This window comes from Erythrobacter sp. NFXS35 (assembly GCF_040148725.1).
Lineage (GTDB): Bacteria > Pseudomonadota > Alphaproteobacteria > Sphingomonadales > Sphingomonadaceae > Erythrobacter.
In genome coordinates this window covers 20,080-44,380 of the sequence record NZ_JAGDEB010000002.1, presented here as the reverse complement: position 1 = coordinate 44,380, position 24,301 = coordinate 20,080, and the positions used below count along the sequence as shown (strand labels likewise).

General features: G+C 65.5%; 23 protein-coding genes. 10 read left to right on the top strand and 13 right to left on the bottom strand.

Annotated elements, in window-relative coordinates:
• Positions 1–137: 137 nt before the first annotated feature.
• Positions 138–1,418, bottom strand: a complete 1,281-nt coding sequence (gene murA / locus J3454_RS07725) for a UDP-N-acetylglucosamine 1-carboxyvinyltransferase (RefSeq protein WP_349513195.1) — start codon at positions 1,416–1,418, stop codon at positions 138–140.
• Between the two features lie 150 nt (positions 1,419–1,568).
• Here murA and J3454_RS07720 point away from each other — a divergent pair, with 150 nt between their 5' ends.
• Entirely contained in the window at positions 1,569–2,447 is an 879-nt protein-coding gene (locus J3454_RS07720; RefSeq protein WP_349513194.1) for a UTP--glucose-1-phosphate uridylyltransferase, read from the top strand.
• 39 nt (positions 2,448–2,486) lie between these two features.
• Here J3454_RS07720 and J3454_RS07715 read toward each other — a convergent pair whose 3' ends face one another.
• The 8 genes from J3454_RS07715 to glnE form a co-directional block, all read right to left on the bottom strand.
• Positions 2,487–4,265: a flotillin family protein gene (locus J3454_RS07715; protein ID WP_349513193.1), complete on the bottom strand. Its 1,779-nt coding sequence runs from the start codon at positions 4,263–4,265 to the stop codon at positions 2,487–2,489.
• Positions 4,266–4,277: 12 nt separating this feature from the next.
• Positions 4,278–4,907 carry an OB-fold-containig protein gene (locus J3454_RS07710; RefSeq protein ID WP_349513192.1) on the bottom strand — a complete coding sequence of 210 codons (630 nt, stop codon included), beginning with the start codon at positions 4,905–4,907 and terminating at the stop codon, positions 4,278–4,280.
• A gap of 105 nt (positions 4,908–5,012) precedes the next feature.
• Entirely contained in the window at positions 5,013–6,305 is a 1,293-nt protein-coding gene (locus tag J3454_RS07705) for a cytochrome P450 (RefSeq protein WP_349513191.1), read from the bottom strand.
• Positions 6,302–7,855 carry an acyl-CoA synthetase gene (locus J3454_RS07700; RefSeq protein ID WP_349513190.1) on the bottom strand — a complete coding sequence of 518 codons (1,554 nt, stop codon included), beginning with the start codon at positions 7,853–7,855 and terminating at the stop codon, positions 6,302–6,304. The genes J3454_RS07705 and J3454_RS07700 overlap by 4 nt, the downstream gene beginning before the upstream one ends.
• 249 nt (positions 7,856–8,104) lie before the next feature.
• On the bottom strand, positions 8,105–8,842 hold the full coding sequence (locus J3454_RS07695) for a M23 family metallopeptidase (RefSeq protein ID WP_349513189.1): 738 nt from the start codon (positions 8,840–8,842) through the stop codon (positions 8,105–8,107).
• A gap of 94 nt (positions 8,843–8,936) precedes the next feature.
• Positions 8,937–9,728 (bottom strand): ferritin-like domain-containing protein, encoded by a 792-nt coding sequence (locus J3454_RS07690; RefSeq protein WP_349513188.1) that lies wholly within the window; start codon positions 9,726–9,728, stop codon positions 8,937–8,939.
• An 8-nt stretch (positions 9,729–9,736) separates the two neighbouring features.
• Positions 9,737–10,210, bottom strand: a complete 474-nt coding sequence (locus tag J3454_RS07685; RefSeq protein WP_349513187.1) for a peroxiredoxin — start codon at positions 10,208–10,210, stop codon at positions 9,737–9,739.
• Positions 10,210–12,978 (bottom strand): bifunctional [glutamate--ammonia ligase]-adenylyl-L-tyrosine phosphorylase/[glutamate--ammonia-ligase] adenylyltransferase, encoded by a 2,769-nt coding sequence (glnE, locus tag J3454_RS07680; RefSeq protein ID WP_349513186.1) that lies wholly within the window; start codon positions 12,976–12,978, stop codon positions 10,210–10,212. The genes J3454_RS07685 and glnE overlap by 1 nt, the downstream gene beginning before the upstream one ends.
• Before the next feature lie 116 nt (positions 12,979–13,094).
• Between glnE and J3454_RS07675 the strand changes: the two genes are divergently transcribed.
• From J3454_RS07675 to J3454_RS07665, 3 genes are read left to right on the top strand one after another with little or no spacing between them, the layout of a single operon-like run.
• Positions 13,095–14,798 (top strand): M28 family metallopeptidase, encoded by a 1,704-nt coding sequence (locus J3454_RS07675; protein ID WP_502878572.1) that lies wholly within the window; start codon positions 13,095–13,097, stop codon positions 14,796–14,798.
• Positions 14,799–14,805: 7 nt separating this feature from the next.
• A complete protein-coding gene (locus tag J3454_RS07670; protein ID WP_349513185.1) occupies positions 14,806–15,795 on the top strand; it encodes an agmatine deiminase family protein in 990 nt (329 codons plus the stop codon).
• A gap of 35 nt (positions 15,796–15,830) precedes the next feature.
• Complete coding sequence (locus J3454_RS07665) at positions 15,831–15,977, top strand: hypothetical protein (RefSeq protein ID WP_349513184.1); 147 nt, start codon at positions 15,831–15,833, stop codon at positions 15,975–15,977.
• A gap of 1 nt (position 15,978) precedes the next feature.
• Here the strand turns inward: J3454_RS07665 and J3454_RS07660 are convergent, their stop codons facing one another.
• Genes J3454_RS07660 through thrS form a run of 3 tightly spaced genes read right to left on the bottom strand, consistent with a single transcriptional unit; the run spans position 15,979 to position 19,173 of the window.
• Positions 15,979–16,722, bottom strand: coding sequence for a sulfite exporter TauE/SafE family protein (locus tag J3454_RS07660; RefSeq protein ID WP_349513183.1), 744 nt, complete (start codon positions 16,720–16,722; stop codon positions 15,979–15,981).
• A 7-nt stretch (positions 16,723–16,729) separates the two neighbouring features.
• A complete protein-coding gene (locus J3454_RS07655) occupies positions 16,730–17,167 on the bottom strand; it encodes an acetyltransferase (protein ID WP_349513182.1) in 438 nt (145 codons plus the stop codon).
• Complete coding sequence (gene thrS, locus J3454_RS07650) at positions 17,164–19,173, bottom strand: threonine--tRNA ligase (protein WP_349513181.1); 2,010 nt, start codon at positions 19,171–19,173, stop codon at positions 17,164–17,166. The genes J3454_RS07655 and thrS overlap by 4 nt, the downstream gene beginning before the upstream one ends.
• A gap of 351 nt (positions 19,174–19,524) precedes the next feature.
• Between thrS and J3454_RS07645 the strand changes: the two genes are divergently transcribed.
• From J3454_RS07645 to J3454_RS07625, 5 genes are read left to right on the top strand one after another with little or no spacing between them, the layout of a single operon-like run.
• Entirely contained in the window at positions 19,525–19,707 is a 183-nt protein-coding gene (locus J3454_RS07645; RefSeq protein WP_349513180.1) for a hypothetical protein, read from the top strand.
• On the top strand, positions 19,704–20,330 hold the full coding sequence (locus tag J3454_RS07640; RefSeq protein WP_349513179.1) for a hypothetical protein: 627 nt from the start codon (positions 19,704–19,706) through the stop codon (positions 20,328–20,330). Before J3454_RS07645 ends, J3454_RS07640 begins: the two co-directional genes overlap by 4 nt.
• The gene (locus J3454_RS07635) at positions 20,330–20,749 is read left to right on the top strand and encodes a hypothetical protein (protein WP_349513178.1); all 420 of its coding nucleotides are present in this window, start codon (positions 20,330–20,332) and stop codon (positions 20,747–20,749) included. Before J3454_RS07640 ends, J3454_RS07635 begins: the two co-directional genes overlap by 1 nt.
• The gene (locus J3454_RS07630; RefSeq protein WP_349513177.1) at positions 20,746–20,949 is read left to right on the top strand and encodes a helix-turn-helix transcriptional regulator; all 204 of its coding nucleotides are present in this window, start codon (positions 20,746–20,748) and stop codon (positions 20,947–20,949) included. The genes J3454_RS07635 and J3454_RS07630 overlap by 4 nt, the downstream gene beginning before the upstream one ends.
• Positions 20,946–21,815, top strand: a complete 870-nt coding sequence (locus J3454_RS07625) for an alpha/beta fold hydrolase (RefSeq protein ID WP_349513176.1) — start codon at positions 20,946–20,948, stop codon at positions 21,813–21,815. The genes J3454_RS07630 and J3454_RS07625 overlap by 4 nt, the downstream gene beginning before the upstream one ends.
• Here J3454_RS07625 and J3454_RS07620 read toward each other — a convergent pair.
• On the bottom strand, positions 21,812–23,479 hold the full coding sequence (locus tag J3454_RS07620) for an alkaline phosphatase D family protein (protein ID WP_349513175.1): 1,668 nt from the start codon (positions 23,477–23,479) through the stop codon (positions 21,812–21,814). The genes J3454_RS07625 and J3454_RS07620 overlap by 4 nt on opposite strands.
• A gap of 81 nt (positions 23,480–23,560) precedes the next feature.
• Here J3454_RS07620 and J3454_RS07615 point away from each other — a divergent pair, with 81 nt between their 5' ends.
• A complete protein-coding gene (locus J3454_RS07615; RefSeq protein WP_349513174.1) occupies positions 23,561–24,295 on the top strand; it encodes an alpha/beta fold hydrolase in 735 nt (244 codons plus the stop codon).
• The last annotated feature ends 6 nt before the right edge of the window (positions 24,296–24,301 follow it).

Below are 24,301 nucleotides of genomic sequence, written 5' to 3'. Positions count from 1 at the left end.
CCTGCGATTTCCCCCTCCGCTGCCGTCCGACAAGGCCGCACGGTGCGGCAGGTTTTCGGTTCCTGGACAGTGTCTCATGTGTTTCCTAGCCGCGCCGCGCCCAGGCGGCAGACCTGCCTTGCGCCGGCGATGCTGCGTCAGTCGTCCACCCGCTCGATATCCGCGCCGACCAGTTGGAGCTTCTCCTCCAGCCGCTCGTAACCGCGGTCGAGGTGGTAGAGCCGCCGAACCGTCGTTTCACCTTCTGCGGCGAGTGCGGCGATGACGAGGCTCATCGAGGCGCGCAGATCGGTCGCCATCACTTCCGCGCCGGTCAGCCGTTCGACGCCGCGAACGATCGCGGTGCGCCCTTCGGTGGCGATGTCCGCCCCCATGCGCGCCAGTTCCGGCACGTGCATGAAGCGGTTTTCGAAGATCGTCTCTTTCAGCACGCTGGTGCCTTCGGCCTTGGCCAGCAGTGCCATCAGCTGCGCCTGCATGTCGGTGGCAAGGCCGGGATAGGGCGCAGTGGTGAGGTTGGTCGCCTTCAGCGCGCCATTGGCATGCACGTCGATACCCTTGGCATCCCACGTCACGTCGACGCCGATGGCCTGCAGCGCATGAATGGTCGCCATCATCTCGTGCGCGCGTGCGCCTTCCAGCCGCACTTCGCCGCCGGTGATCGCGGCGGCGCAGGCGTAGGAGCCCGCCTCGATCCGGTCGGGCATGACGCGGTAGGTTGCGCCGTGCAGCCGCTTCACGCCGTGGATGGTGAGATCGGACGTGCCGATGCCTTCGATCTCAGCCCCCATCGCGGCGAGCATGTTGCACAGATCGACAATCTCCGGCTCGCGTGCGGCGTTGAACAAGCGGCTGGTGCCCTTGGCGAGCACGGCGGCCATCAGTGCATTCTCGGTCGCACCGACGCTGACCACGGGGAAATCGAAGTCCCCGCCGGGCATCCCGCCATCGGGCTGGTAGGCTTTCACATAGCCCTGCGCCAATTCGATATGCGCGCCGAACGCTTCCAAGGCCTTCAGGTGCAGGTCGATCGGTCGGTTGCCGATCGCGCAGCCGCCCGGCATCGATACCGTCGCTTCGCCGCTGCGCGCCAGCATCGGGCCGAGCACCAGGATCGAGGCGCGCATCTTGCGCACCAGATCATAGGGCGCGACGTTGGAGGTGATCCGCGTCGCTTCCATGCTCATCACCCGGCCGAAATCCTCCGGGCGCGTGCCCTGAATCGAGGTGGTCACGCCGAACTGGTTCATCAGGTGCTGAAACCCGTCGATGTCCGCCAGTCGCGGCAGGTTGCGCAGCGTCAGCGGTTCCTCGGTCAGCAGCGCGCAGGGGATCAGGGTGAGCGCGGCGTTCTTGGCGCCGGAAATCGGGATCGAGCCGGAAAGGCGATTGCCGCCGCGAATGAGAAGTTTGTCCATGCCCGCAGCCTTAGCGAAAAGTGCCCTGCGTGCAACTCGCTGGCGGGCGACCGATGCTGCCTGAGCCGATCAGCGATTGACCTAGGTTATAGCGCAAGGCACGGGGACAGCGGACGCGAGGTACCGACAAGAACCAAACGAGGGCGCTGAATGTCTCCCAAGCCAATCCGTAAAGCCGTGTTCCCCGTCGCCGGTCTCGGCACGCGATTCCTGCCCGCCACCAAGGTGGTGCCCAAGGAACTGCTGCCGGTGGTCGACCGCCCGCTGATCCAGTATGCGGTGGACGAAGCGCGCGAGGCGGGGATCGAACAGATGATCTTCGTCACCGGACGCGGCAAGACCGGCATCGTCGAACATTTCGACATCGCCTTCGAACTCGAACAGACGATGTCCGAGCGCGGCAAGGATCTGAGCGTGCTCGATTGCACCCGCGCCACCCCCGGTGATGTGATCGCGGTGCGCCAGCAGGTGCCCTTGGGCCTTGGCCATGCGATCTGGTGCGCGCGCGCGATCGTCGGTGACGAGCCGTTCGCGATCTTCCTGCCCGATGAATTGATGGTGGCGCGCGAAGGCGGCACCGGCTGTATGAAGCAGATGGTCGAGGCGTATAACGACGTGGGCGGCAATCTGATCTCGGTGCTCGAAGTGCCGATGGAGCAGGTGTCGAGCTACGGCGTGATCGAACCGGGCGCCGCGTCGGGCGCGCTGACTGAAGTGCGCGGGCTGGTGGAAAAGCCTGCAGCTGCTGATGCGCCGTCGAACAAGATCGTCTCGGGCCGCTATATCCTCCAGCCCGAAGTGATGCGGGTGCTGGAAACTCAGGGCAAGGGTGCGGGCGGCGAGATCCAGCTGACCGACGCGATGGCGAAGATGATCGGCACCCAGCCGTTCCACGCCGTCACCTTCGATGGCAACCGCTATGACTGCGGCAGCAAGGTCGGTTTTGTCGAGGCGACCTTGGCGCTGGCGCTGGCGCGGCCCGACATGGGCGAGGAAGTGCGCGCGATTGCGCTGAACCTGCTGAAGTAGGATTGCGGGGGCAGCGTTCCCGCCGCCCCCTTGCGTCGCTTACTCCGCCGCCTCGCCAGCGGGCACATCATCCGCGTCATTGTCGCGGGCGATGGACTTTTGCGGTGCTGACTTGACCGCAGCGGCAGGCGGAGCCGGTTCAGCGACTGTCTCAGCCGCGCCCTTGACCAGCCCGGACAGCGACGATCCGTCCAGCCCCAGCTCCTTCATCAGCCCGTCGAGCACCGGCGCCTGCGCGCGGTAGGCGAGCGCGGCGGCCACCGCGTCGCTGGCGAGATTGCCCGATCCGCCGCCAGAACCGCCGCCAGACCCGCCCGCGTCGTTCGCCGCGCGCCCGCCATTTGTGAGCCCGTCGACCTGCACGATCTTGATCGAGTCGATCGCCTCCATCGGCTTGGCGCTTTCGCGGATGACCTCGGGCAGCACCTTGAGCAGCGCCAGCTTGGTCTGCAGGCTGATCTGGTCGTTCGAGAGGATATTGGCCGCCTCGTTGATTGCCCGCTGGCCCGCTGCTTCGACTTCGAACCGCACCCGCGACGCTTCGGCGCGCAGCTTTTCGGCCTCGGCGTCGCCTTCTGCGCTGCGCCGCACCGCTTCGGCGCGGTTGAGCGCGGCGTCGCGTTCGGCCTCGGCATCGACGCGAATCTTGATCGCGTCGCGCTCGGCCTGCTTGGCGGCTTCGATCAGTTCGATCTTCTTCTGACGCTCGGCAATTTCGCTTTCGCGCGCGGTTGCGACCCGCTCCTCGGCTTCGACCGCCTTAGCGCGGGCATCATCGGCCTCGGCCTTGGCCTGGCTTTCCTCGCGGGACTTGTTCTGCACCGCGATCTGCTGTTCCTGCCGGGCGATTTCGAGTGCGCGCTGCTGATCGATGCGGGCCTCTTCGACCAGGCGATCGGCCTCGATCTGCTGGGCATCGACCTGCTTCTTGGCCTCAATTCGCGCGGCATCGGCTTCGCGGTTGCGTTCGGCCTGCTCGCGGGCGATTTCGGCGGTCTGGCCTGCGCGCCGCACTTCGACTTCGCGTTCCTGCTCCAGACGCGCATATTCCTGATCGCGCGCGATTTCGAAGCTCTTCTGGCTGGCTTCGAGGTTCTTGGTTTCGATTTGAACGCGGGTGTCCTGTTCGATATCGTTGCGCAGCTTCTTGCGTGCTTCGATCTGCTCGGTCAGCTTGGTCAGACCTTCGGCGTCAAACGCGTTGTTGGCGTTGAAGTGTTCGATGCTGGTCTGGTCGAGCCCGGTGAGCGACACCGATTCCAGTTCCAGCCCGTTCATGGCGAGATCGTTCGAGGAGACCTGCTGCACCTTCTGCACGAAGTCGGCGCGCTGTTCGTGCAACTCGTTCATGGTCATGCCCGCCGCGACCGATCGCAGCGCGTCGACGAACTTGCCTTCGACGAGATCCTTCAGCAGTTCGGGCTGCATCGTGCGCTGACCCAAGGTTTGCGCTGCCATCGCAATCGCTTCGGCATCGGGGCGCACGCGAACATAGAACTCCGCCTTCACGTCGATCCTGAGCCGGTCGAGCGTGATCAGCGCCTCGGTATCCTTGCGCACCACCGACAGCACCAGCGTGTTCATGTTGACCGGCATGGTTTCGTGGAACACCGGGAACACCAGCGCCCCGCCGTTCATCACCACCTTCTCGCCGCCCATGCCGGTCCGCACGAAGGCGGTTTCCTTCGATGCGCGGCGGTACAGCCTGACGAGAAACGCGACAAAAATGACGAAGACCAGCAACAGGGCTCCCCCGCCTGCTGCATATGTGATCAAATCAACGGATCCGGTCACATCCCCGGTCGTGGTCAAAGCCATGTGCGTTCCCCTTTAAGTGCCAAGCCCGAGCAACGGGCTTTCGTAATGCACGCCGAAGAAGGTCTGCCCTTCGCGGCGCACCAGCAGGACAGTGTCGCCTGCGTTCAATTCGAGCGTCTGGTCATGCGGTTCGACCATGACGAAATGGGCCTGCCCGTGCCGGTCGATCACCTTGGCACGTGCGGGCGATCCGGCGCGGGCGGTGCCGATCTGGATTTCGGCGTCGCGCCGCACCAGATCATCCAGTCCGACGGCGGTGGTTTCATCCTGCGGCATGATCGCGGCGAGCGGACGCACGGCAATGCCGTTGAGTGGCAGTGCGGCCGCCCCCGCCAGCAACGCGGCCCATCCGGCGGAAAGCGGCGCGCCCAGCACACCTGTCAGCACGGCCTGGCCGATCACGCCGACAGTGGCGAAGGTGAACAGCAGCATCGCCAGCCAGATCAGCAGCGGCACCCGGCCCAGACCCAGCAGCGTGGTCAACGCCTCGCCGAACCCGCCAACTTCCAGCCCGTCGGGCGCGTCGAATTCGCCCGCGCCCTCGACCACTTCGGACACGCCGGTGAGTTGCAGCAACGCAATCACCGCCAGCGCCCCGAACGCGATCAGGAACGGCAGGTTGTGCGGCTCAAGCAAGGTCATGCCGCCGACCCGGATTGTTCAAGGCGAATGAGAATCCCCATGCCCTGAAAACTAGGACAAACTGCGACGGGACAACAGGAAAATCGGATCAACCGGGTTCGATTTTCAGGCAGGCGTCACCCGCAACGGCAAGCTTTTCAATCCGCCGACAAAGGTGCTGCTCGCCCGCTTGGCCTCTCCCGCCGGTTCGACGGCCGCCACCCGGTCGAGCAGCGCTTCGAACAATATCCGCATCTCCAGCCGCGCCAGGTGCAGGCCGAGGCATTGGTGCGCCCCTGCTCCAAACGCCAGATGCCGGTTGGGCGACCGGGCCGCGTCGAAGCGGCGCGGGTCGGGGAATTGCGCGGGGTCGTGGTTGGCGGCGACGTAGTTTATCATCAGCCAGTCGCCCTTCTTGATGGCCTGCCCGCCGAGTTCCACATCCTCGGCCGCCGTGCGCATGAAGTGCTGCACCGGGGTGGTCCAGCGGATCGCTTCCTCGACAATGCCGGGAAGCAGTGAACGGTCGGCGCGGACGCGGGCGAACTGCTCCGGATCAACGCTGAGCGCCTGCATCGCGCCCGCCGTGCTGGCGCTGGTCGTGTCGTGTCCCGCGGTGGCGACAATGATGTAATATCCCGCCATGTCGCGCGGGGGGAGCGGCTGCCCATCGACAAGCGCGTTGGCGATCACGCTGGCGACATCGCCTGTGGGGTTGCGGCGGCGGGCTTCGGCTAGCTGCGCGAAGTAACCCTCGAAGGTTTTCACCGCCCCGGCGACGATCTGCACCACCTGTTCGGGCGTCATCTTGTCCATGCCGCTGCCCGACAGATCCTTGTCCTGCCCCCCGAACAATTGCTGGGTGAGCATCTGCATCCGCGGTTCGTCCTCGGGCGGGACGCCGAGGATCTGCATCACCACGCGCAAGGGATAGGGGCCGGAGACGAGCTTGACGAAATCGACTTCCGGCCCGGCCGCGATCATCCGGTCAACCGTCGCCGCCGCCAGTGCGCGCAGTTCGCCTTCGAGCCGCGCAAGGTTCCTCGGCATGAACCATTCCTGCGTCAGCTTGCGATATTTGGGGTGGATCGGCGCGTCGAACACCACCAGCGAATCGACCAGCATGTTCGATCCGGTCGCCGCGCGGCTGAACGCGATCGCCTGATTGAAGCTGAAAACCACCGGGCGCGGGTTGTTGAGGAAGGCGGCGTTGTCCTTCGAAATCCGCATCACGTCGTCGTACCGGGTGACGAGCCAGAACGGATCGAACAGACCCGGCGTATCCGGCTGCACCTTCGCCACCGGTGTGTTGGCGCGGATGTGGTCGAAGGTATCGAGCAGCCCGTCCCATGCGGCATAGGCATGCGGATCGATCACGCGGCGCGCCAGATCGCCGGGCAGCACCGCCTCACCGCTCACGCTGCGTCCGCCCCTTCGCGGGCCCTGGCGGCAAATTCGTCACGCAATTCGCGCTTGTAGAGCTTGCCATTGGCCTCGCGCGGCAATTCGGGGCGGAAATCGAACAGCTTGGGCATCTTGATCTTGGAGAGGCTCACGCTGAGGAAATCGCGCAGTTCCGCCTCCAGTGCAGGCCCCGCATCTGCCATGTCCTTGGGCTGCACCACCGCGACCACCTTTTCGCCCAGATCAGGGCAAGGCGCGCCGATCACGGCGGCATCCATCACCTTGGGGTGGGTGACGAGCAGGTTCTCGATCTCCTGCGGGTAGATGTTGACGCCCCCGCTGATGATCATGTGGCTCTTGCGATCGGTCAGGAACAGGAACCCGTCTTCGTCCAGATGCCCGATATCGCCCAGCGTCATCCAGCCTTGCGGGTGCATGGCCTCGGCGGTCTTGGCCGGATCATTGTGGTAGGTCGGCAGCAGGGTATTCTCGAAATAGACCAGACCATCTGCGCCGGGCGGCAGTTCCTCTCCTTCCGGCCCGCAGATATGCAGGGTGCCGTAGATCGCCTTGCCGACGGTGCCGGGGTGGGTGAGCCAGTCTTGGGACTTCACCATGGTCATGCCGATGCTTTCGCTGCCCGCGTAATATTCGTTCACGATTGGCCCCCACCATTCGATCATTTCGCGCTTGATCGGCACCGGGCACGGCGCAGCGGCGTGGAGCGCGCGTTGGTGGCTGGACAGGTCGTAGCGGGTGCGCACCGCCGGATCGAGCTTGAGGAAGCGCACGAAATGGGTCGGCACCCACTGGCTGTCGGTGACCTTGTAACGTTCGATCGCCTTGAGCGCTTCCTCGGGATCGAACTTCTCCATCATCACGATCGTTCCGCCGAGGCGGTGGACGACCGAGCACCAGCCAATCGGCGCGGCGTGGTAGAGCGGGGCAGGGGACAGATAGATCATCGAACCATCGGTCGGCATGCCTGCGCCCATGATCGCAAGGCCCACCAGCGGCACCATCGCCTGCGGATCGGGGTCTTCGGGCGGCGCGGGGCGGATGCCCTTGGGCCGCCCGGTGGTGCCGGATGAGTAGAGCATCACCATCCCGGCGCTCTCGTCGGCAATCGGGTCGGCAGGCTGCGCGGCGAGCGCGGCGGTGAAGTCTTCTGCGTCGCCTGCATCCATCACCAGCACCGTCAGGCCGGGGCAGGCGGCGCGGATATCGCCCAGCACGCCTTCGAAATACCGCGAGGTAATCAGCAGCTTCACCTGCGCATCGCGGATGATATAGGCGGCTTCAGGCGCGGTCAGGCGCGAGGAGATCGGCACCAGCATCGTGCCCGCGCGTTGCGAACCCCAGATGAGCGTGAAATATTCGATCCGGTTTTCCAGCAGCACGGCAAATGCATCGCCCGGACCGATGCCGTGGGCGCGCAGCAGGTGGGCAAAGCGGTTCGATTCCGCGTCCATTTCGCCATAGGTGATCTGCTTGCCCGATCCGGTCATGATGACAGCGGGACGATCGGGGCTGTGCGCGGCGTGCGCCGTCGGGTGCAACGACATAGTCTCTCTCCCATGCGGCGGCGCTTTCAAATGCGGCCTGCCGTTTCTCTCTCAGTCAGGGAAACTAGCGGGAGAGAGGCGGCTCGCAAGCAAAAACAGTATGGGAATTGCTACCGATTGCGGGTGGGGAGATGGCATGGGCGCCGGGCAAGAAAAAAGGCGGCGGGTAAACCCGCCGCCATGTTCGGACACCCTCTCCAATGTCCGGCTCGCTTACAGCGAGCAATCTCTTGGGCTTGCGCCTTCGCCTTATTCGCCACCTTGGCCAGTCAGCCGGGCATCGCGGGCGTAAGCAAGCTGTGCTTCGCTTTCTACCATATACGGAATCGGACTGACTGCAAGCCCGTCAATGCGGACTTCGTAATGGAGGTGCGGGCCGGTCGAACGGCCGGTCGATCCGACGTAACCGATCAGGTCGCCCTTCTTCACATTGTCGCCCGCTGCCACTGCAAGCCGCGACAGGTGGGCATAGCGCGTTTCCATGTCGGCGCCGTGATCGATGCTGATGTAGAGGCCATAGCTGGAAAACCAGTCGGCGCGGCCGATGATGCCGTCAGCCGTGGCATAGACCGGGGTGCCGGTCGGCGCAGCGAGATCGATGCCGTTGTGGCGGCGACGCCCGCCGAGCACCGGATGGGTGCGCATTCCGTAACCGCTGGTCAGCTGCGCGCCTTCGAGCGGCATCCGCGACGGAACAGAAACGGTCGGCGCGATGAAGGGCGCGGAATAGGCGGTTTCGGCCATGCTACCAGCCGTGGGGCTGGTGCGCTCGATCGCGGTCCAGTTTGTGAACAGCGACTTGAACCGATGATCGCCATTGGCCAGCGCATCGGCTTGGCTTTCGCGCACCGGCTCGACAATGTCGGCGCTGGCGGTGGCGGAGTTGGCAGTGTTCGCAAAAGCAGGAACAGAACCGGCGGCGGTCAGCAAGAATGCAGCGCAGCACTGGGCGGCGAGCTTCGACATTTGGCGCGCGGCAAATTTCATAGTGACCCGGGTCCCGATTTTCGGCTTTTGCCGCTGGAATTCGAAGCACGTCTTGTGCGCGCCTTTGTTGAGCCGTGGTTATGCGGGTGAGTCGTTAATGCGCAATCTCTGCATAGAATCCCCGCGACAAACCGGCTGCAAGACGCGCCGAGTCGTTGAATGGCGGCTTAATTGTCCCGTGAAAGTGCTGTTTTACGAGGCTCTGCCATAGGGATTCGGGATTCGACCGCGCCATTTCGGCACAGCGCAAAAAGTGCTTGGTGCCCACACCGACGTGGCGGATTTCGTCGTCAAGAATACGTATCAGGATTTTCGCGCCGCCGGAATCGCCGCTCGCCTGCACCCGTTCGATGGTGGCCGGGGTCACGTCGAGTCCGCGCGCCTCCAGCACCATCGGCACCACCGCTAGCCGGGCGGCGACATCGCCCTTGGTGTCATGCGCCGCCTCCCACAGCCCCCCATGGGCCGGGAGCGCGCCGTAATGGCTGCCAAGGCTTTCCAGCTTGCGGGCGAGCAGCGCGAAATGCATGGCCTCGTCCGCTGCCACGCCGAGAAAGTCGCCGACGAATTCCTCGCCCATCGCCGCGCCGAATCGCCCCGCCATATCGAGCGCGAGGTCGATCGCGACGAATTCGATATGCGCCAGAGCGTGCCACAGGGCGAGCCGCCCGCTTTCCGAGCTGCCCTTGCGGCGCTTGGGCATGTGACCCGGAGCGAGCAATTCGGGTGCGTCCGGCCATGCAGGCTGATTCGGCATGGCGACATCGAACCGCCACGCCAGCGCGCCTTTGCGCCAATCGCGCGCGACCTGCCGCGCGGCAAAGCATTTGGCGCGCGGTTCTGCGGTCAGCAGTGCGGTGCGGATAGCCGATACGACGCTGTTCATGCGGGACGTCAGAGCGCCTTGGCGGCAGCAAGCACGTTCTCGGCGTGGCCTTTCACCTTCACCTTTTCCCAGACCTGCGCGATCTTGCCGGCTTCATCCACCAGATAGGTGGTGCGGACCATGCCCATGTAAGTCTTGCCGTACATCTGCTTTTCCGCCCACACGCCGAGCGCATCGGACAATCCGCCTTCTTCCGGGTCGCTGGCGAGCGGGGCTGTAAGGCCATGCTTGGCGATGAACTTGGCGTGCTTCTTCGCCGGATCCTTGCTCACGCCGAGCAGCTTGGTGCCCGCCGCCGCGAACTGATCCTGCAAGGCGGAGAAGTCCTTGTTCTCGGTGGTGCAGCCGGGGGTGTCGTCCTTGGGATAGAAGAAGATCACCAGCTTGTGCCCTCGGAAATCCGATGGCTTCACCTGTCCGCCATCGGGGGTTTCCATTGCGATGTCGGGGATCGGGTCGCCCACTTTCGGAAAGTCGCTCATCATCTTGCCTCCTGTTCGCTGTCGAGAATGTCCGTCCCGAGGATTTGTTTCCATGCCTGCGCGATCCTCTGCCGCGCCGCGCTGAACGCCTGCAACAGGCCTTCGTAGGTTTCGCACCGGCACGCCCGCGCCAGCGCCCGCGCGCCGCCGGCGGGCGGTTCGCGGCCATCGGGAGCAAGCAGCCGTCCGGCCACCAGCATCCGGCTCATCAGGTCATAGGGCGCAGCAATATCGTCCGGCAGCAGTCCGGCGGTAACCAGTCCTTTGATCGCCACCGCCAGATCGGGGTCGAGCGCTTCCGGCACATTCTCGCCGAGCGGGATGCCATCGGCGGTCACGCCTTTCAATTGCAGGTAGTGCACCAGGAATTCGCAATCGACCAGGCCGCCGCGCAGCAGCTTGGCATCTACCGGTCCGCCGGGGTGTTTGTGCCGCGCCATCTCGGCTCGCATCGCCAGCACCGCCTCGCGCAGCACCGCCTTGTCGCGCGGGGCGTGGAGCACGTCGGTCAGCACGCCTTCCAGTTCGCGCCGCGCCGCGTCCGAACCGAACAGCACCCGCGCGCGGGCGAGCGCCATATGTTCCCATGTCCACGCAGCCTCGCGCTGATACTTGCCGAAAGCCTCGCAACTGACCGCCAGCGGGCCTTGGCTGCCCTGCGGCCGCAGCCGCGTGTCGACTTCATATAGCGCGCCTTGCGCGGTCGGCACCGAGAGCGCGGCGCTGACCCGGCTGGCAAGGCGGTTGTAGTAGACCGTCGCCCCCAAGGGGCGCGGCCCGTCCGATTTCGCGGCGAAATCGCCGGTGAACAGGTAGACGATGTCGAGATCGGACGCATGGGTCAGCGCTCCGCCGCCGAGCCGCCCGAGGCCGAGCACCACCAGTTCGCTGCCGGGCACGCGTCCGTGCTTGGCAACGAATTCGGCGATCGTCCCCTGCGTCGCCAGCCGCAGCGCCGCCTCGGCGGTGCGCGACAGGGCGCTGGCGATATCGAGCGGATCGGCCAGCCCTTCGATCAGCTGGATGCCGAGTGCAAATCGGATTTCGCCGGTTACCACCCGGATCGCGTCCAGCAGCGCCTCATAATCGTCGCGCATCGCTGCGCCGTGCATCCTTGCGGCGAGATCGGGGATGGAACCGGGAAGCTCGCGTGCGCCGCGATCGAGCAGCGTGTCGAGCAGTTCGGGCTTGCGCGCCAATTCGTCCGACAGCACCGGGGCAAGCGTGAGCGCCGCGACCAGCCGGTCGATCAGATGGGGACGGGCGACCAGCAGGCGGAAGGTGGTGATCGCGGACGGGACGCTTTCGAGGATGCGTTCCCAGCGGGTGATCGCGCGCAGCGGATCGTCGCTCGCCGCAATCGCTTCCAGCAGTGCGGGACGCAGGCGCTTCCACGCCGCCACCGCTTGCGGCGAACGGATCGAAGGTTGGCGCCCGTCGCTCCAGGTTTCGATCCGTTCGGCGAGCGCCTCCGGCTCCTCGAAACCGAGCGCGCCAAGCTGCTGCGCAAGATCGCTGGCTTGCGCTACGGGCGCGGGCGATGGCTCGGGAGCGGCGATCAGTTCGTCGTATATGCGGGCAGTGTGCGCTGTCAGTTCGGTCAGTTCCGCCACCAGCGCCGCGCCATCGGCCAGCCCGTCCAGCTGCGCGACATTGTCCAGCGCCTCGCCATCGGGCAGCGAATGCGTCTGGCGATCATGCACCATCTGCAATCGGTGTTCGAGCTGTCGCAGCCGGTCATACGAGTCGCCCAGCACAGCGGCGTTTTCCGCGCTGATGCAACCGGAAGCGGCCAGCGCATCGAGCGCCCCGCGTGTTCCGCGCACGCGCAGCGAGGTGTCGCGTCCGCCGTGAATCAACTGGTGGGTCTGGGCGTAGAACTCGATCTCGCGGATGCCGCCGCGCCCGCGTTTCAGATCGAAGCCGGGGCCGGGCGTAGGCGGGCCTTCATGGCTGTCGCGAATCCGCTGTGTCAGCGTGCGAATTTCCTCGATCGCGCCGAAATCGAGCTGGCTGCGCCACACGAACGGGCGGATCGCGGCAAGGAAATCCTCGCCTGCGGCAATATCCCCGGCCGCGGCGCGGGCGCGGGTGAAGGCGGCGCGCTCCCACGCCAGCGCCTGCCCCTGATAGTGCTTCATGGCTGTGCCGACCGGAACGCTGAGCGGGCTGATCTCGCTCGCCGGTCGCAATCGGAGATCGACCCGCAGCGCATAGCCATCATCGGTATTGGCCGAGAGCAGGTTCACGATCTTTCGCGCATAGCGCTGCGCCGCCTCGCCCGGATCGTCGCTGGCGCGGCGCGGCAGGCGTTCGCGATCATAGAGGAAGATCGGGTCGATATCCGAGGAGTAATTGAGCTCGCCCGCTCCCTGCTTGCCCAATGCCAGCGCGATGAACCCCGCTGCATTGCCCGCATCGCAGCGCTCGGCAATTGCGGCGTGGATTGCCCGGTCGAGAGCGCGGTCGGCAAACCCTGTGAGTTCCGCCACCACCCGGCTGAGCGGAAATGCGCCCGCCAGATCGCCCACCGCTACCGCCGCCGCCAGCGCCAGCCGTTCCCGCCGCAGCGCGATTTCGACGTCGGAATGCTGGCCCTGGGTGCGCGCCCATGCCAGCGCCGCCTCGCCATCTCCTGCCGCCAGCAGTTCGGTCAGTTCCGGCTGGCGATCGAGCGCACGGGCAAGGAACGGCGCATGCCCACGGGCGCGGTGCAGCGCGTTGTCCCAATCGGGGTTGCCACAGTCTTGGCTGGTCGTCTGTCCCATCGCCTGCCTCTCTGGCGGCGCGCGGGCCTCCTCGCAAGGGCGCAAACTTGCGCGCCGCCCCGCGCTCTGCAATTGAGGCGCGAATTGGCTGAAGACACCGGCAAGGGATCATTGAAATGACGAAACGGTTTGCGGCTTTGGGCGCAGTTGTAGCGGGCGCCTTGGCGCTGGCGGCCTGCGAAGCGATCCCCGGCATGGGCGGGGACGAAGCCGCGCTCGACATTCCCGAAGTGGAGCCGGTCGCCATCTCCGAAGACACCATGAAGGATGTCACCCGCATCCTTTCCAGCGACGCATTCGAAGGGCGGATGCCTGGCACCATCGGCGAGGAAAAGACCATCGCTTTGCTGACCGAGCGGTTCGCGGCTGCAGGGCTGAAGCCGGGCAACGGCGATTCCTGGCTGCAGGAAGTCCCGCTGATCGAGATCACCGGCAAGAACTTCGCTCCGCTAACGATCACCAATGGCGACACCGATCTGGTCTATGACTTCGGCGATGAATGGGTCGGCGTGACTTATCGCGAGGATGCGAAAACAACGCTCGCCAACAGCGAGTTGGTGTTCGTCGGCTATGGCATCAACGCGCCCGAGCGCGGCTGGAACGACTACGAAAGCGTCGATGTGAAGGGCAAGACGGTGGTGATCCTCGTCAACGATCCCGACTGGCAGACCGAAGGACTGGACGGCCCGTTCGGCGGCAAGGCAATGACCTATTACGGCCGCTGGACCTACAAGTATGAAGAGGCCGCAAGACAGGGTGCTGCGGGCGCGCTGATCGTGCATGACACCGCGCCTGCCAGCTATGGCTGGAACGTGGTCGAAAGTTCGTGGTCGGGCGCGCAGGCCTATGCCCAGCGCGGCGACAATGCGCCGCCGCTGACGCAGATGAACGGCTGGGTCCAGAAGGATGTCGCCCGCGAGATTCTGCAGGCCGCCGGTCAGGATCTCGACGCGCTCAGCGAAGCCGCCAAGCAGAAGGGGTTTGAGGCCGTGCCGCTGGGCATGACCGCATCGACCAGCTTCGAAAGCGATTTCCGCAGCTTCACCTCGAACAACATCATCGGCATCCTGCCCGGCAGCGAGGCGCCGGACGAATATGTACTCCACACCGCCCATTGGGATCACCTCGGTCGCTGCACGCCTGCGCCCGACGGGGACGACATCTGCAACGGCGCGGTCGACAATGCCACCGGCACCGCCGCGCTGGTGGCGCTGGCCGAAGCCCACGCCAAGGCTGGACCGCCGCGCCGCAGCCTGGTGTTCCTCGCCGTGACGGCGGAGGAGTCGGGCCTGCTCGGCGCCTATTACTACGCCGCGAACCCGGTCTATCCGCTCGACAGGACAGTGGGCGGGATCAACATGGATGCGTTTCAGGTTGCTGGCCCGGCCAAGGATGTGACCGTGGTCGGCCCGGGCAAATCGCAACTCGACCGCTTCCTCGATGCAGCGCTCAAGGCCGATGGCCGTGTGGCGACCGCCAATCCCAAGCCGGAAGCAGGCTATTACTACCGTTCGGACCACTTCGCCTTCGCCAAGGAGGGCGTGCCAATGCTCTATATCGACGGGGGCGAGGATCTGGTCGAAGGCGGGCGCGCAGCCGGGGCAGCTGTTGCGGCGGACTACACCGAGAACCGCTATCACGGGCCGAAGGACGAATATGACCCGAACTGGGACTGGTCGGGTGTGATGGCCGATCTGCAACTGTTCTACCGCATCGGCCGCAGCATGGCGATGAGCACCAGCTGGCCGAACTGGAACGAAGGCGACGAGTTCCGGGGCGTGCGCGACGAGGCTTGCGCCGCGTCCGAGGCCGGTTGCTGATCGCATCATGAGCGCGTTGATGCCGCCCGAATGGGCACCGCAGGACTGGCTGTGGATCGGCTTTCCGCATCTGGCCGAGGAGTGGCCGGGCTGGCTGGAACCGGCGCAGGAGCAGATGGCGGCGTTCGCCAATGCGGTGGCGGAAAGCGGGCAGGCGGTGCGGCTGCTGGTGCGCGACGAAGCTAACGCAGCGCGCGCCCGCCAGCTTGTCAGCGGGAAGGTCACGCTCGAACGGCGGGTCTATGGCGATGTCTGGCTGCGCGATACCGGGCCGTTGGTGGTGTTCGAGAACGGTGCGCGCACCGCGCGGCGGTTCGGGTTCAACGGCTGGGGCGGGAAGTATCTGATGCCGGGCGATCAGGCAATCGGCGCAGAACTGGCAGATGATGCGGGGCTTGCCGTCAGCGCTTCGCCGATGATCCTCGAAGGCGGCGCCGTGGACGGCGACGGCACCGGAGTGGTCGCCACGACCGAACAATGCCTGCTCAACCCGAACCGCAATCCGGCGATGAGCCGCGCCGATATCGAAGCGGAACTCGCGGCGACGCTCGGTTTTACCCGCGTGCTGTGGCTCGGCGATGGCCTCATCAACGATCACACCGATGGCCATGTCGATAACCTCGCGCGGTTCGTCGCGCCGAACAGGCTGGTGGTGCCGCAAGCTAAGGGTGCGGACGATCCCAACGCCGCCATCTACGCCGATGCCGCGGCGCGGGCCGAGGCGTTCGGGGTCGAGGTGGTGCGCATCCCCTCGCCCGGACGGACCCTGCGCGACGGGATCATCGAACCGGCCAGCTATGTGAACTTCGCCATCACCTCGCATCTTGTGGTGGTGCCGACCTTCGGCAGCCCCCACGATGAAGCAGGCGTTGCTGCTATCGCCGCGCTGTTCCCCGACCGCGCAACCATCGGCCTGCCGGGCGAGGCGGTGCTGGCGGGCGGCGGCGGGTTCCACTGTGCCAGCCAGCAGATGCCCGCCGCGCTGCGCGCCGCTTAACCTTTCGTTAGCAACTTGGGGCGATGGTGCGGCGCATGAACCGTGCGATCGCCTTTGCCATCCCCGTCGTCCGCTCAGCCGCTGGCTCCAGCCGGGCCGACCTGCTCGACCGCGCGCGTGGCATGATCGTGATCGGCTGTGCGGCGGCACTGATCCTCGCGCGCCAACCGCTGCCGTTCTGACCTAGAACAATCGCACCAGCGCGCCTAAAGCCGCGCCGCCCAGCACCAACCCAATCGCTGCCCGCCACACCGGATCGCTGATCCGGCCCGAAACCGCGAGGCCCAGGCGGTTGCCGATCAGGATGACCGGCAGTAGCAGCACCGCGAACACGGCCATGTCCATCCGCAGGATGTCGAGCCAAGCGGCGCTCGCCAGCCCCGCTCCGGCTGCGATGGTGAAGATCAGCAGCATCGAAGCCTTGATGGTGATGCGCGGCAGCGCGCGGCCCGCATAATAGGGAACCACCGGCGGCCCGGGCATTCCGGCATAGCCGGTCATCAACCCGCTCAGCACGCCGACACTGCCGGTGACGATCCGCCCAGGCATGCCCGATCCGCGACGGGGCAACAGGATCGCGAGGAAGGCGCTGAACGCGATCAGCGCGATAACCAGCCGCGCGACATCCGCCCCGGTCGCCGCCAGCGCCAGCAATCCGAGCGGGGTGGTGACGATCACGATTGCGCCGATCACCCAGGCACTGCGCTCGGCTTCGCGCACCAGCATCCGCACTTCGGTTGCCCCGATCAGCAGCGACAGCGCATTGCCCAGCACCACCGCCTCGACCGGCGGCAGCGCCAACGCGAGGATCGGCACCAGCAGGATCGCCATGCCGAAGCCGGTCAGCCCGCGCACAAAGGACGCGCTCAGCGCCGCGGCGAGCGCGACCGCGATCTGCAGCGCGGTAAACCCGCCGATCAGTTCCATGCGCCCGCTATGCTTCCTGCCTGAGATGCAAGAGCGGGTAGGGGCGTCCGCGATCGTCGCACGGACTGCGCCCGGTTTCGATGAAGCCGCGCGCGAGGTAGAACGACAAGGCATTGTCGGCCTGAAGGTTCGCATCGACCGACAGAGGCTGGCCGACCGCGGCACGGGCGTGGCGTAGAAGCGCTGTCCCGACCCCGCGCCCGTGGTTGGGCGCAGCGACGAAAAGCGCTTCCACCTTCGCGCCGTCGCGGATCAGAAAGCCGAGCGGAGTTCCGCTATCGTCGCAGGCGAGCACCATCGGCACGTGAGGCAGAAACGCCGCGACCTCGGCTTCGATCGTCGCCCGGTCTTCTGCCGACAGAAAACCGTGCGTTGCATCCACCGCCGAACACCAGACCGCGAGCGCAGCATCCGCGTCGGCAGGGGTCGCTTCGCGCAAGATCATGATGCGAGATCGGGCGGCATGCCCACTGCGCGCAGCATCGCGATAGCATCGGTCAGGCTCATCACCTTCTGATGCTCCGCGCCGAGCGTGCGAACCGCAACAGTGCCTTCCTCGGCCTCGCGCTTGCCGACCACCAGCAGGTGCGGAACCTTTGCCAAGGAATGTTCGCGCACCTTGTAGTTGATTTTCTCGTTGCGCAGATCGGTTTCGACCCGGATGCCCGCCGCCTTCAATTGCGCCTCTACCTCATGGGCGTAACCATCGGCCTCCGACACAATCGTCGCGACCACCGCCTGCACCGGAGCGAGCCACGCGGGCATGCGCCCAGCGAAATGTTCGATCAGGATGCCGATAAAGCGCTCGTAGGAACCGAAGATCGCGCGGTGCAGCATGACCGGACGGTGCTTGTCACCATCCTCGCCGATGTAATGCGCATCGAGCCGTTCGGGCAGCACCCGGTCGGACTGGATCGTGCCGACCTGCCAGGTGCGCCCGATCGCGTCGGTCAGGTGCCATTCGAGCTTGGGCGCATAGAACGCGCCTTCGCCGGGGAGTTCCTCCCATTCGAGGCCGTTCGCGGTCAACGCATCGCGCAGTTCCTGTTCGGCCTTGTCCCAATCGGCGTCAGAACCGAACCGCTGATCGGGGCGCAGCGCCAGCTTGATGTCATAGGTGAAGCCGAAGTCGCGATAGACCGAATCCGCCAGCGCAAGGAAGTCCTGCACTTCGGCCACGACTTGCGCTTCGGTGCAGAAGATATGCGCATCGTCCTGCGTGAACTGGCGCACCCGCATGAGGCCATGCAGCGCGCCGTGGGGTTCATTGCGGTGGCAACAGCCCATCTCGCCCAGCCGGATCGGCAGGTCGCGGTAGGACGTAATGCCCTGCTTGAACACGAGCACGTGCGCCGGGCAGTTCATCGGCTTCAGCGCCATCCATTCGGCCTCGCCGCTGATGACCGGGCCGTCGTCATCGACGTTCGGCACCTCGTCGGGGATCACGAACATGTTTTCGCGGTACTTGCCCCAGTGGCCCGATTGCTCCCACTGGCGCGCGTCCATCACCTGCGGGGTCTTGATCTCGCGGTAGCCTGCACCATCCATCTTGCGGCGCATATAGGCTTCCAGTTCGCGCCAGATGCGGTAGCCCTTGGGGTGCCAGAACACGCTCCCATGGGCTTCTTCCTGCAAGTGGAACAGGTCCATCTCGCGCCCCAGCTTGCGGTGGTCGCGCTTGGCGGCTTCCTCCAGCCGGGTGAGGTGGGCGTTCAGCTGCTTCTTGTTGAGCCAGCCGGTGCCGTAGATGCGCGTCAGCTGCGCATTGTTCTGATCCCCGCGCCAATAGGCCCCGGCGACCCGCATCAGCTTGAACGCATCGGGATCGAGTTTCCCCGTCGAAGGCAGGTGCGGGCCGCGGCACATGTCCATCCACGCGTTTTCACCATCCGGTCCGTTTGGATCGCCCGACCAGTAGACTGTCAAATCCTCGAAGTCAGGAAGTGCGTGCGCCCATTCGGCCTTGAAGGTCTCGCCGAGCGCCTCCCACCGCGAAATCAGCTCTTCGCGCGTCCATTCCTCGCGGATCAATGGCTTATCGGCGCGAATGATCTCGCGCATCTTTTCCTCGATGGCCGGAAGATCGTCCATGCTGAACGGCGCACGGCTGTCGGGCGCTTTGACGTCGTAATAAAAGCCGTCGTCGGTCGAGGGGCCGAAGGTGATCTGCGTGCCGGGGAACAATGCCTGCACCGCTTCGGCCAGCACGTGCGCGTAATCGTGCCGCGCGAGTTCGAGCGCGTCGGCTTCGTCCCGCGCCGTCACCAGCGCGAGGTTCGCGTCGCCTTCGAAGGGCCGGGTCAGGTCGCGCAGTTCGCCATCGACGCGCGCGGCGAGCGCGGCTTTGGCAAGGCCGGGGCCAATCGCAGCGGCAATGTCCGCGGGGGTGGAACCGGGAGGCACTTCGCGCACCGATCCATCGGGCAGGCTGATCTTGAGCAGTTCGGTCATCGTCGCACATCCGTCTCGTTTGGGCGCGCCTTAAGGCAAAGGAAGGCGCACCGGAAGAGCGGTGTTGAACGTGTCGGTCAGGGGAGAACACCGCGCCGCCCCGAACCGGGCGGCGGGCACTGCGCTTAACGCACGGCCCTCCGCCCCCGGATAGTCCGGGTGGTGGTGGCAATGGTGGTCAGCAGTTTGGCCATGCCGGGCGAAATACGCGCCCTACAGGGTGTTGTCACGCGCAAGTTGATGAAACCCCTTCGGCAAGGACGGTTTCGACGCGCAAAATGGAAAGCGAGCTTGACAAGATGGCTCCAGAATGACAAGTATGCTTTCCATAAGTGAAAGGAAGCTTGTCTTATGGCCAACATCGTCAAAGCCCTCGTGTGGGCCGCCGCCATCCTGATCGTCGCCCTGTTGAAGTCGCGCGGGATGATCGCGGAGGATACAGCAAAGCTGTTCATGTTCCTGCTGCCGATCCTCGCTGTGCTGTCGCTGCGTGATTCGCGCTCGGGCACGTGCAGCCGGAAAACCGCATCGTGACCGGCGACACCGCAAATCCGGGCGTGATGGGCCGCGGGCTGCTGTTCTGGGGCGGGCTGATGCTGGCCAGTTATCTCGTCGTAGCCGCGCTCGGCACGACCGGCGCGGTGGACGGCGCGGCGCTGAACATATTGGTGATCCTGCCCTTTGCCCTCGTCATGCCGATGATCGCCGCCGCCAACCGCAGGAGCGAGGCGCGAGCGGCAGGCTGCGGGGCGAAGGGAGAAGCCCAGCGCCGTTACATGAAGCGAGTCGCGGTGTTCACCTTCCTCTATCTGGTCGTGCTGGGGATCATGACCTTTGCCATCAAGCAAGGCGATGTTCACCCCGTCCTGCGAACCTTCCTTGCGCTGTTGCCGGGGCTCGCCGTGGTCGGCATCTTCTGGTCGGTCGGACGCCTGATCGTCGAGGAGCAGGACGAATTCCTGCGGATGCTGGTGATCCGCCAGTCGCTGATCGCCACCGGCTTTGCGATGTGTGCAGCGTCGGTCTGGGGCTTTCTCGAATCCGCCGAAGTCGTGCAGCATCTTGACGCCTATTGGTGGGCGGTGGCGTGGTTCTTCGGCCTCGGCCTCGGCGCAGCGGCAAACCGGCTGCGTTACGGCACCTGGGGTGCGGTGTGATGAAGACGGTTTCTCCCGCCATGAAGCGCTATATGCAGCGACTTGCCGTGTGCATGGTGATTTATGTGGTGCTGATTTTCGCCGTCGGCTTCCTGTTCCGCCTCGCACCCCCCCAAGGGCCGCTGGCATGGGCCGCGGCGGTGCTGCCTGCATTGCCGATCCTTGGCGTCTTCTGGGCGATTTTCCGCCTGCTGATCGAGGAAACCGATGAATTCATGCGAATGATGCTGGTGCGACAGACGCTGATTGCGACCGCGTTCTGCCTGTCGGTGATGACCGTCTGGGAATTCCTCCAGAATTATGACGTTTTGCCCGATGGCACCGGCGGATTCGGCACCGCATTCGTCTGGTTTGTCGGCCTCGGGCTTGGCGCAATCTGGAATACGCTGGCGCTGCGGCGCGAGGCTGGTGAGGAATGAACAACCGCCTCAAGGTGCTGCGCGCCGAACGTGACTGGTCGCAGCAGGATCTCGCCGACCGGCTGGGTGTCAGTCGTCAGAGCGTCAACGCGATCGAGAAGGGCCGCTACGATCCCTCACTCCCGCTGGCCTTCACCATCGCCGATTTGTTCGGTCTGCCGATCGAGGCAATTTTTCTGAGAGACGGAGAACCCGCATGAACCTCGCCCGCCCGTTGTTCGCCGCGCTTGCTGCGCTGATCCTGCCCTGCGCCGCGCTGGCCGAAGGCGCGCCCGCGCCCTGCCCGCCGTTCGAGGTGGTCGGAAACGGCTCCGATCTGGTGCTGGTCCCGGGCCTCGGCTCCGCGCCCGCGGTGTGGGACGGGGTGCGTGACAGCCTCGCCAGGGATTACCGCCTGCATCTCGTCCACATCGCAGGCTTTGCCGGGCGCGCGGCGGAGGGCGATCCCGCAACGCTGATCGAGCGCACCAAGGCCGAGGTGATCCGCCACCTCGATTGCCAAAAGGTCGCCAGCGCCGCCTATGCCGGACATTCGATGGGCGGGTTTCTGGGGCTTGCGCTTGCTGCCGACCACCCGGACCGAATCGCGCGCGTGGTGGTGGTGGATTCGCTGCCGTTCTTCCCGCTGATCTTCAACCCCGCCGCCACTGCCGAACTGGCGGCCCCGCAGGCGGCCGGGATGCGCGCGCAAATCGCAGCGCAGGACGATGCCGCCTTCGCTGCGAGCCAGCGCATGGGCGTGCAATCCCTCGTGCGCGATCCGGCCTATCACGCGCAGGTGGTGGACTGGTCAGTCACCAGCGACCGGGCAACGTTTGCCGGCGCGATCCATGCCTTGATGACCACCGATCTGCGTCCCCGGCTGGGTGAGATCGCCGCACCGGTCACGGTGCTGGCAGCCGCCAATCGGTTTGCACCGCGCGAGCGGGTCGAACCGCTCTATCGCTCCGCCTATGCAGGCTTGCCAAACGCCGACATCACCCTGATCGAGGACAGCTACCACTTTATCATGTTCGATCAGCCTGCAGCCTTTGAAACCGCGTTACGGGCCGGGCTGGCCGATTAGATCGCGAGCGTTCCGCTGCCCTTCTCCGTGGTGATCCGCTTGGTCCCGGCCAGCCTGGTCGAGCGTTGCTTGACGTTGCCGGTGAAGCGGTACTCGGTCACCGCGCGGGTCGGGGTGAGATCGACCACCATATACCCGCGCTGCGACGTGTCGGCCCATTTGAGCTGGTCGTTCTCCGCCACCAGTGCGCCTGCCAACGTGTCCGGCTTGAGGAACGACAAGTAGCTTTCGAACCCCGGCGAGGTCACCGAGCATACGCCGAGTTCCACGCCCACCTTCGCGCCTTCGTGCGCGAGGTCAAAAGCCCAGCCATTGTGGGTGTCGCCTGCCAGCACCAGCAGGTTGGCATCGGCGGCGAGCGCGGCTGCGAACACCCGGTCGCGCGCCGCAGGATAGCCGTCCCACGCGTCCATGTTGAGCGGCAGACCGGCGGCACTCGCCAAGGTCGCCGCCATCAGGCGCTGGCGGATATAATCGGGCAAGCCGTCGCCCAACTGGCCGGCGAGTGCCTGCGGGCTTTTGAGCTGGCCGATCAGCACCTGCTGCACCAGCACCTGCCACGCGGTGCCGGCGGTGGCGGAGGCGACGAGGCCATCAGCCAGCCAGTCTTCCTGTGCCTGCCCCAGCAGTTGGCGCTCCGGATCGGCCCAGTCGCCATTCTTGAATTTCGCCAGCGCCGCCATCGCGGCTTGCGGATCGTTCTGCCCTTCCAGCACCTTGCCCAGATCGAGCTGTTCGTCACGCCCTTCGAGCCTTGTGTCTAGCCGGAACAGAGTGGCGAGATCCCCGATCTGGTAGGCGGCATAGGGTTCATCCGAAACCGGCATCCATTCGCGGTACACCCGCTTGGCGATGTCCTTGCGCACCTGCCATTCGCCTTCGGTATCGCTCTGGTGGTTCTGCGCCCCGTCCTTCCAGCTGTCATTCGCGCTTTCGTGATCGTCCCACACTGCGATCATCGGCAGCACCTGATGCAGGCGCTGGCAATCGGGGTCGGCGCGGTAGGTGGCGTAGCGCAGGCGGTAGTCGGTGAGCGTCACGATCTCGCTGGCCGGGGCCAGCATCCGCCCGCCATTGGCCTGTGCGGGATCGGGATAGGTGCCCGCGCCATATTCGTAGATGTAATCGCCCAGATGCACGGCGAGATCCGCGTCGTTCGCCTCGGCTGCGTGGCCATAGGCGTTGAACCAGCCGAACCCGTAATTGGAGCAGGAAAACACTGCCAGCTTGACTGACTGGGTGCCCGCTTCGGGCAGGGTGCGGGTGCGGCCGATAGGCGATGCGGTGCCATTGGGCGCGACGAAGCGGTAGAAATACCAGCGTCCCGGCGCGAGGCCCGCGGCGATCCCCTTGGCGCACCAGTCGCGGCTGTCGCTGGCGCGGACGCTGCCTTCGGCGACGGTGGCCGAAAAATCCTCGCTTGCGCTGACCTGCCATGCAAGGTCGACCGCCTGATCGGCGACATAGCGCGTCCACAGCAGCACGCTGTTTGCGCTCGGCTCACCGCTGGCGACCCCGTGTGTGAAGCCGCTGCCGAAGCTGCGCGCGGCGAGCGGCGTCGCCGCCAGCGCCGCCGAAGCGCCTGCCAGAGTGAACAAGCCGCGGCGGGTGAGCGCGGAAGGCGAAGCAGCCGGAAGGCCGGCGAGCGGATCGGTTTTCATCATGGTTGCGCGCTTATCCCTGAACCGTTGCGGTGCTGTGACAGTGCTTGCACAGGCCCGCTTTCGCAAGGCATGGTGGGCGGCATGAGCGAAGTTATGCATCACACGCTGTACGATGGCCGCCGCATCGCCTTCCGCTACACCCATGGGACCGGTCCGCCGCTGGTGTTCCTGCCCGGCTACATGTCCGACATGGATGGCAGCAAGGCGACCGCGCTGTTCGCCGAGGCCCAGGCGAAAGGCCGCGCCTGCCTGCTGATGGATTATTCGGGCTGCGGACAGAGTGCCGGGGACTTCGCCGACGGCACGCTGTCGCGCTGGCGGGACGAGGTGCTGGCGCTGATCGAAAGCTATGCGTTCGGGCCCGTGCTGCTGGTGGGTTCGTCGATGGGCGGCTGGCTGATGCTGCTGGTGGCCGAGCGAATGGGTGGTCGGCTGGCAGGCATGATCGGCATCGCGCCCGCACCCGATTTCACCCGCTGGGGCTACACCGAAGCCCAGCGTGCGCAGCTGGCGGCGGGCGAGACCGTGTTCGAGCCGAACCCCTACGGCCCCGAACCGACGCCAACCTATGCGAAGTTTTTTGCCGATGCCGAATGCCATGTTCGGCTGGAGGGTGAAATCGACCTCGCCTGCCCGGTGCACCTGCTCCACGGGAAGTGCGATGACGATGTGCCGTGGGAGGTCAGCCTGCGCCTCAAACAGGCGCTGCGTTCGGACGACGTACAGGTGAGCCTGATAGAGGACGGCGATCACCGCCTGTCGCGCCCCGCCGACATCGAACTGCTCAAGGCCGTTGTGGCCGGATTTTACGGATAGACCGCA

Bases quoted from the DNA above. Each gene is read 5' to 3' on its own strand.
- murA (WP_349513195.1), bottom strand. From the start codon at position 1,418: ATGGACAAACTTCTCATTCGCGGCGGCAATCGCCTTTCCGGCTCGATC.
- J3454_RS07720 (WP_349513194.1), top strand. From the start codon at position 1,569: ATGTCTCCCAAGCCAATCCGTAAAGCCGTGTTCCCCGTCGCCGGTCTC.
- J3454_RS07715 (WP_349513193.1), bottom strand. From the start codon at position 4,265: ATGGCTTTGACCACGACCGGGGATGTGACCGGATCCGTTGATTTGATC.
- J3454_RS07710 (WP_349513192.1), bottom strand. From the start codon at position 4,907: ATGACCTTGCTTGAGCCGCACAACCTGCCGTTCCTGATCGCGTTCGGG.
- J3454_RS07700 (WP_349513190.1), bottom strand. From the start codon at position 7,855: ATGTCGTTGCACCCGACGGCGCACGCCGCGCACAGCCCCGATCGTCCC.
- J3454_RS07695 (WP_349513189.1), bottom strand. From the start codon at position 8,842: ATGAAATTTGCCGCGCGCCAAATGTCGAAGCTCGCCGCCCAGTGCTGC.
- J3454_RS07690 (WP_349513188.1), bottom strand. From the start codon at position 9,728: ATGAACAGCGTCGTATCGGCTATCCGCACCGCACTGCTGACCGCAGAA.
- J3454_RS07685 (WP_349513187.1), bottom strand. From the start codon at position 10,210: ATGAGCGACTTTCCGAAAGTGGGCGACCCGATCCCCGACATCGCAATG.
- glnE (WP_349513186.1), bottom strand. From the start codon at position 12,978: ATGGGACAGACGACCAGCCAAGACTGTGGCAACCCCGATTGGGACAAC.
- J3454_RS07675 (WP_502878572.1), top strand. From the start codon at position 13,095: ATGACGAAACGGTTTGCGGCTTTGGGCGCAGTTGTAGCGGGCGCCTTG.
- J3454_RS07670 (WP_349513185.1), top strand. From the start codon at position 14,806: ATGAGCGCGTTGATGCCGCCCGAATGGGCACCGCAGGACTGGCTGTGG.
- J3454_RS07665 (WP_349513184.1), top strand. From the start codon at position 15,831: ATGAACCGTGCGATCGCCTTTGCCATCCCCGTCGTCCGCTCAGCCGCT.
- J3454_RS07660 (WP_349513183.1), bottom strand. From the start codon at position 16,722: ATGGAACTGATCGGCGGGTTTACCGCGCTGCAGATCGCGGTCGCGCTC.
- J3454_RS07655 (WP_349513182.1), bottom strand. From the start codon at position 17,167: ATGATCTTGCGCGAAGCGACCCCTGCCGACGCGGATGCTGCGCTCGCG.
- thrS (WP_349513181.1), bottom strand. From the start codon at position 19,173: ATGACCGAACTGCTCAAGATCAGCCTGCCCGATGGATCGGTGCGCGAA.
- J3454_RS07645 (WP_349513180.1), top strand. From the start codon at position 19,525: ATGGCCAACATCGTCAAAGCCCTCGTGTGGGCCGCCGCCATCCTGATC.
- J3454_RS07635 (WP_349513178.1), top strand. From the start codon at position 20,330: ATGAAGACGGTTTCTCCCGCCATGAAGCGCTATATGCAGCGACTTGCC.
- J3454_RS07630 (WP_349513177.1), top strand. From the start codon at position 20,746: ATGAACAACCGCCTCAAGGTGCTGCGCGCCGAACGTGACTGGTCGCAG.
- J3454_RS07625 (WP_349513176.1), top strand. From the start codon at position 20,946: ATGAACCTCGCCCGCCCGTTGTTCGCCGCGCTTGCTGCGCTGATCCTG.
- J3454_RS07620 (WP_349513175.1), bottom strand. From the start codon at position 23,479: ATGATGAAAACCGATCCGCTCGCCGGCCTTCCGGCTGCTTCGCCTTCC.
- J3454_RS07615 (WP_349513174.1), top strand. From the start codon at position 23,561: ATGAGCGAAGTTATGCATCACACGCTGTACGATGGCCGCCGCATCGCC.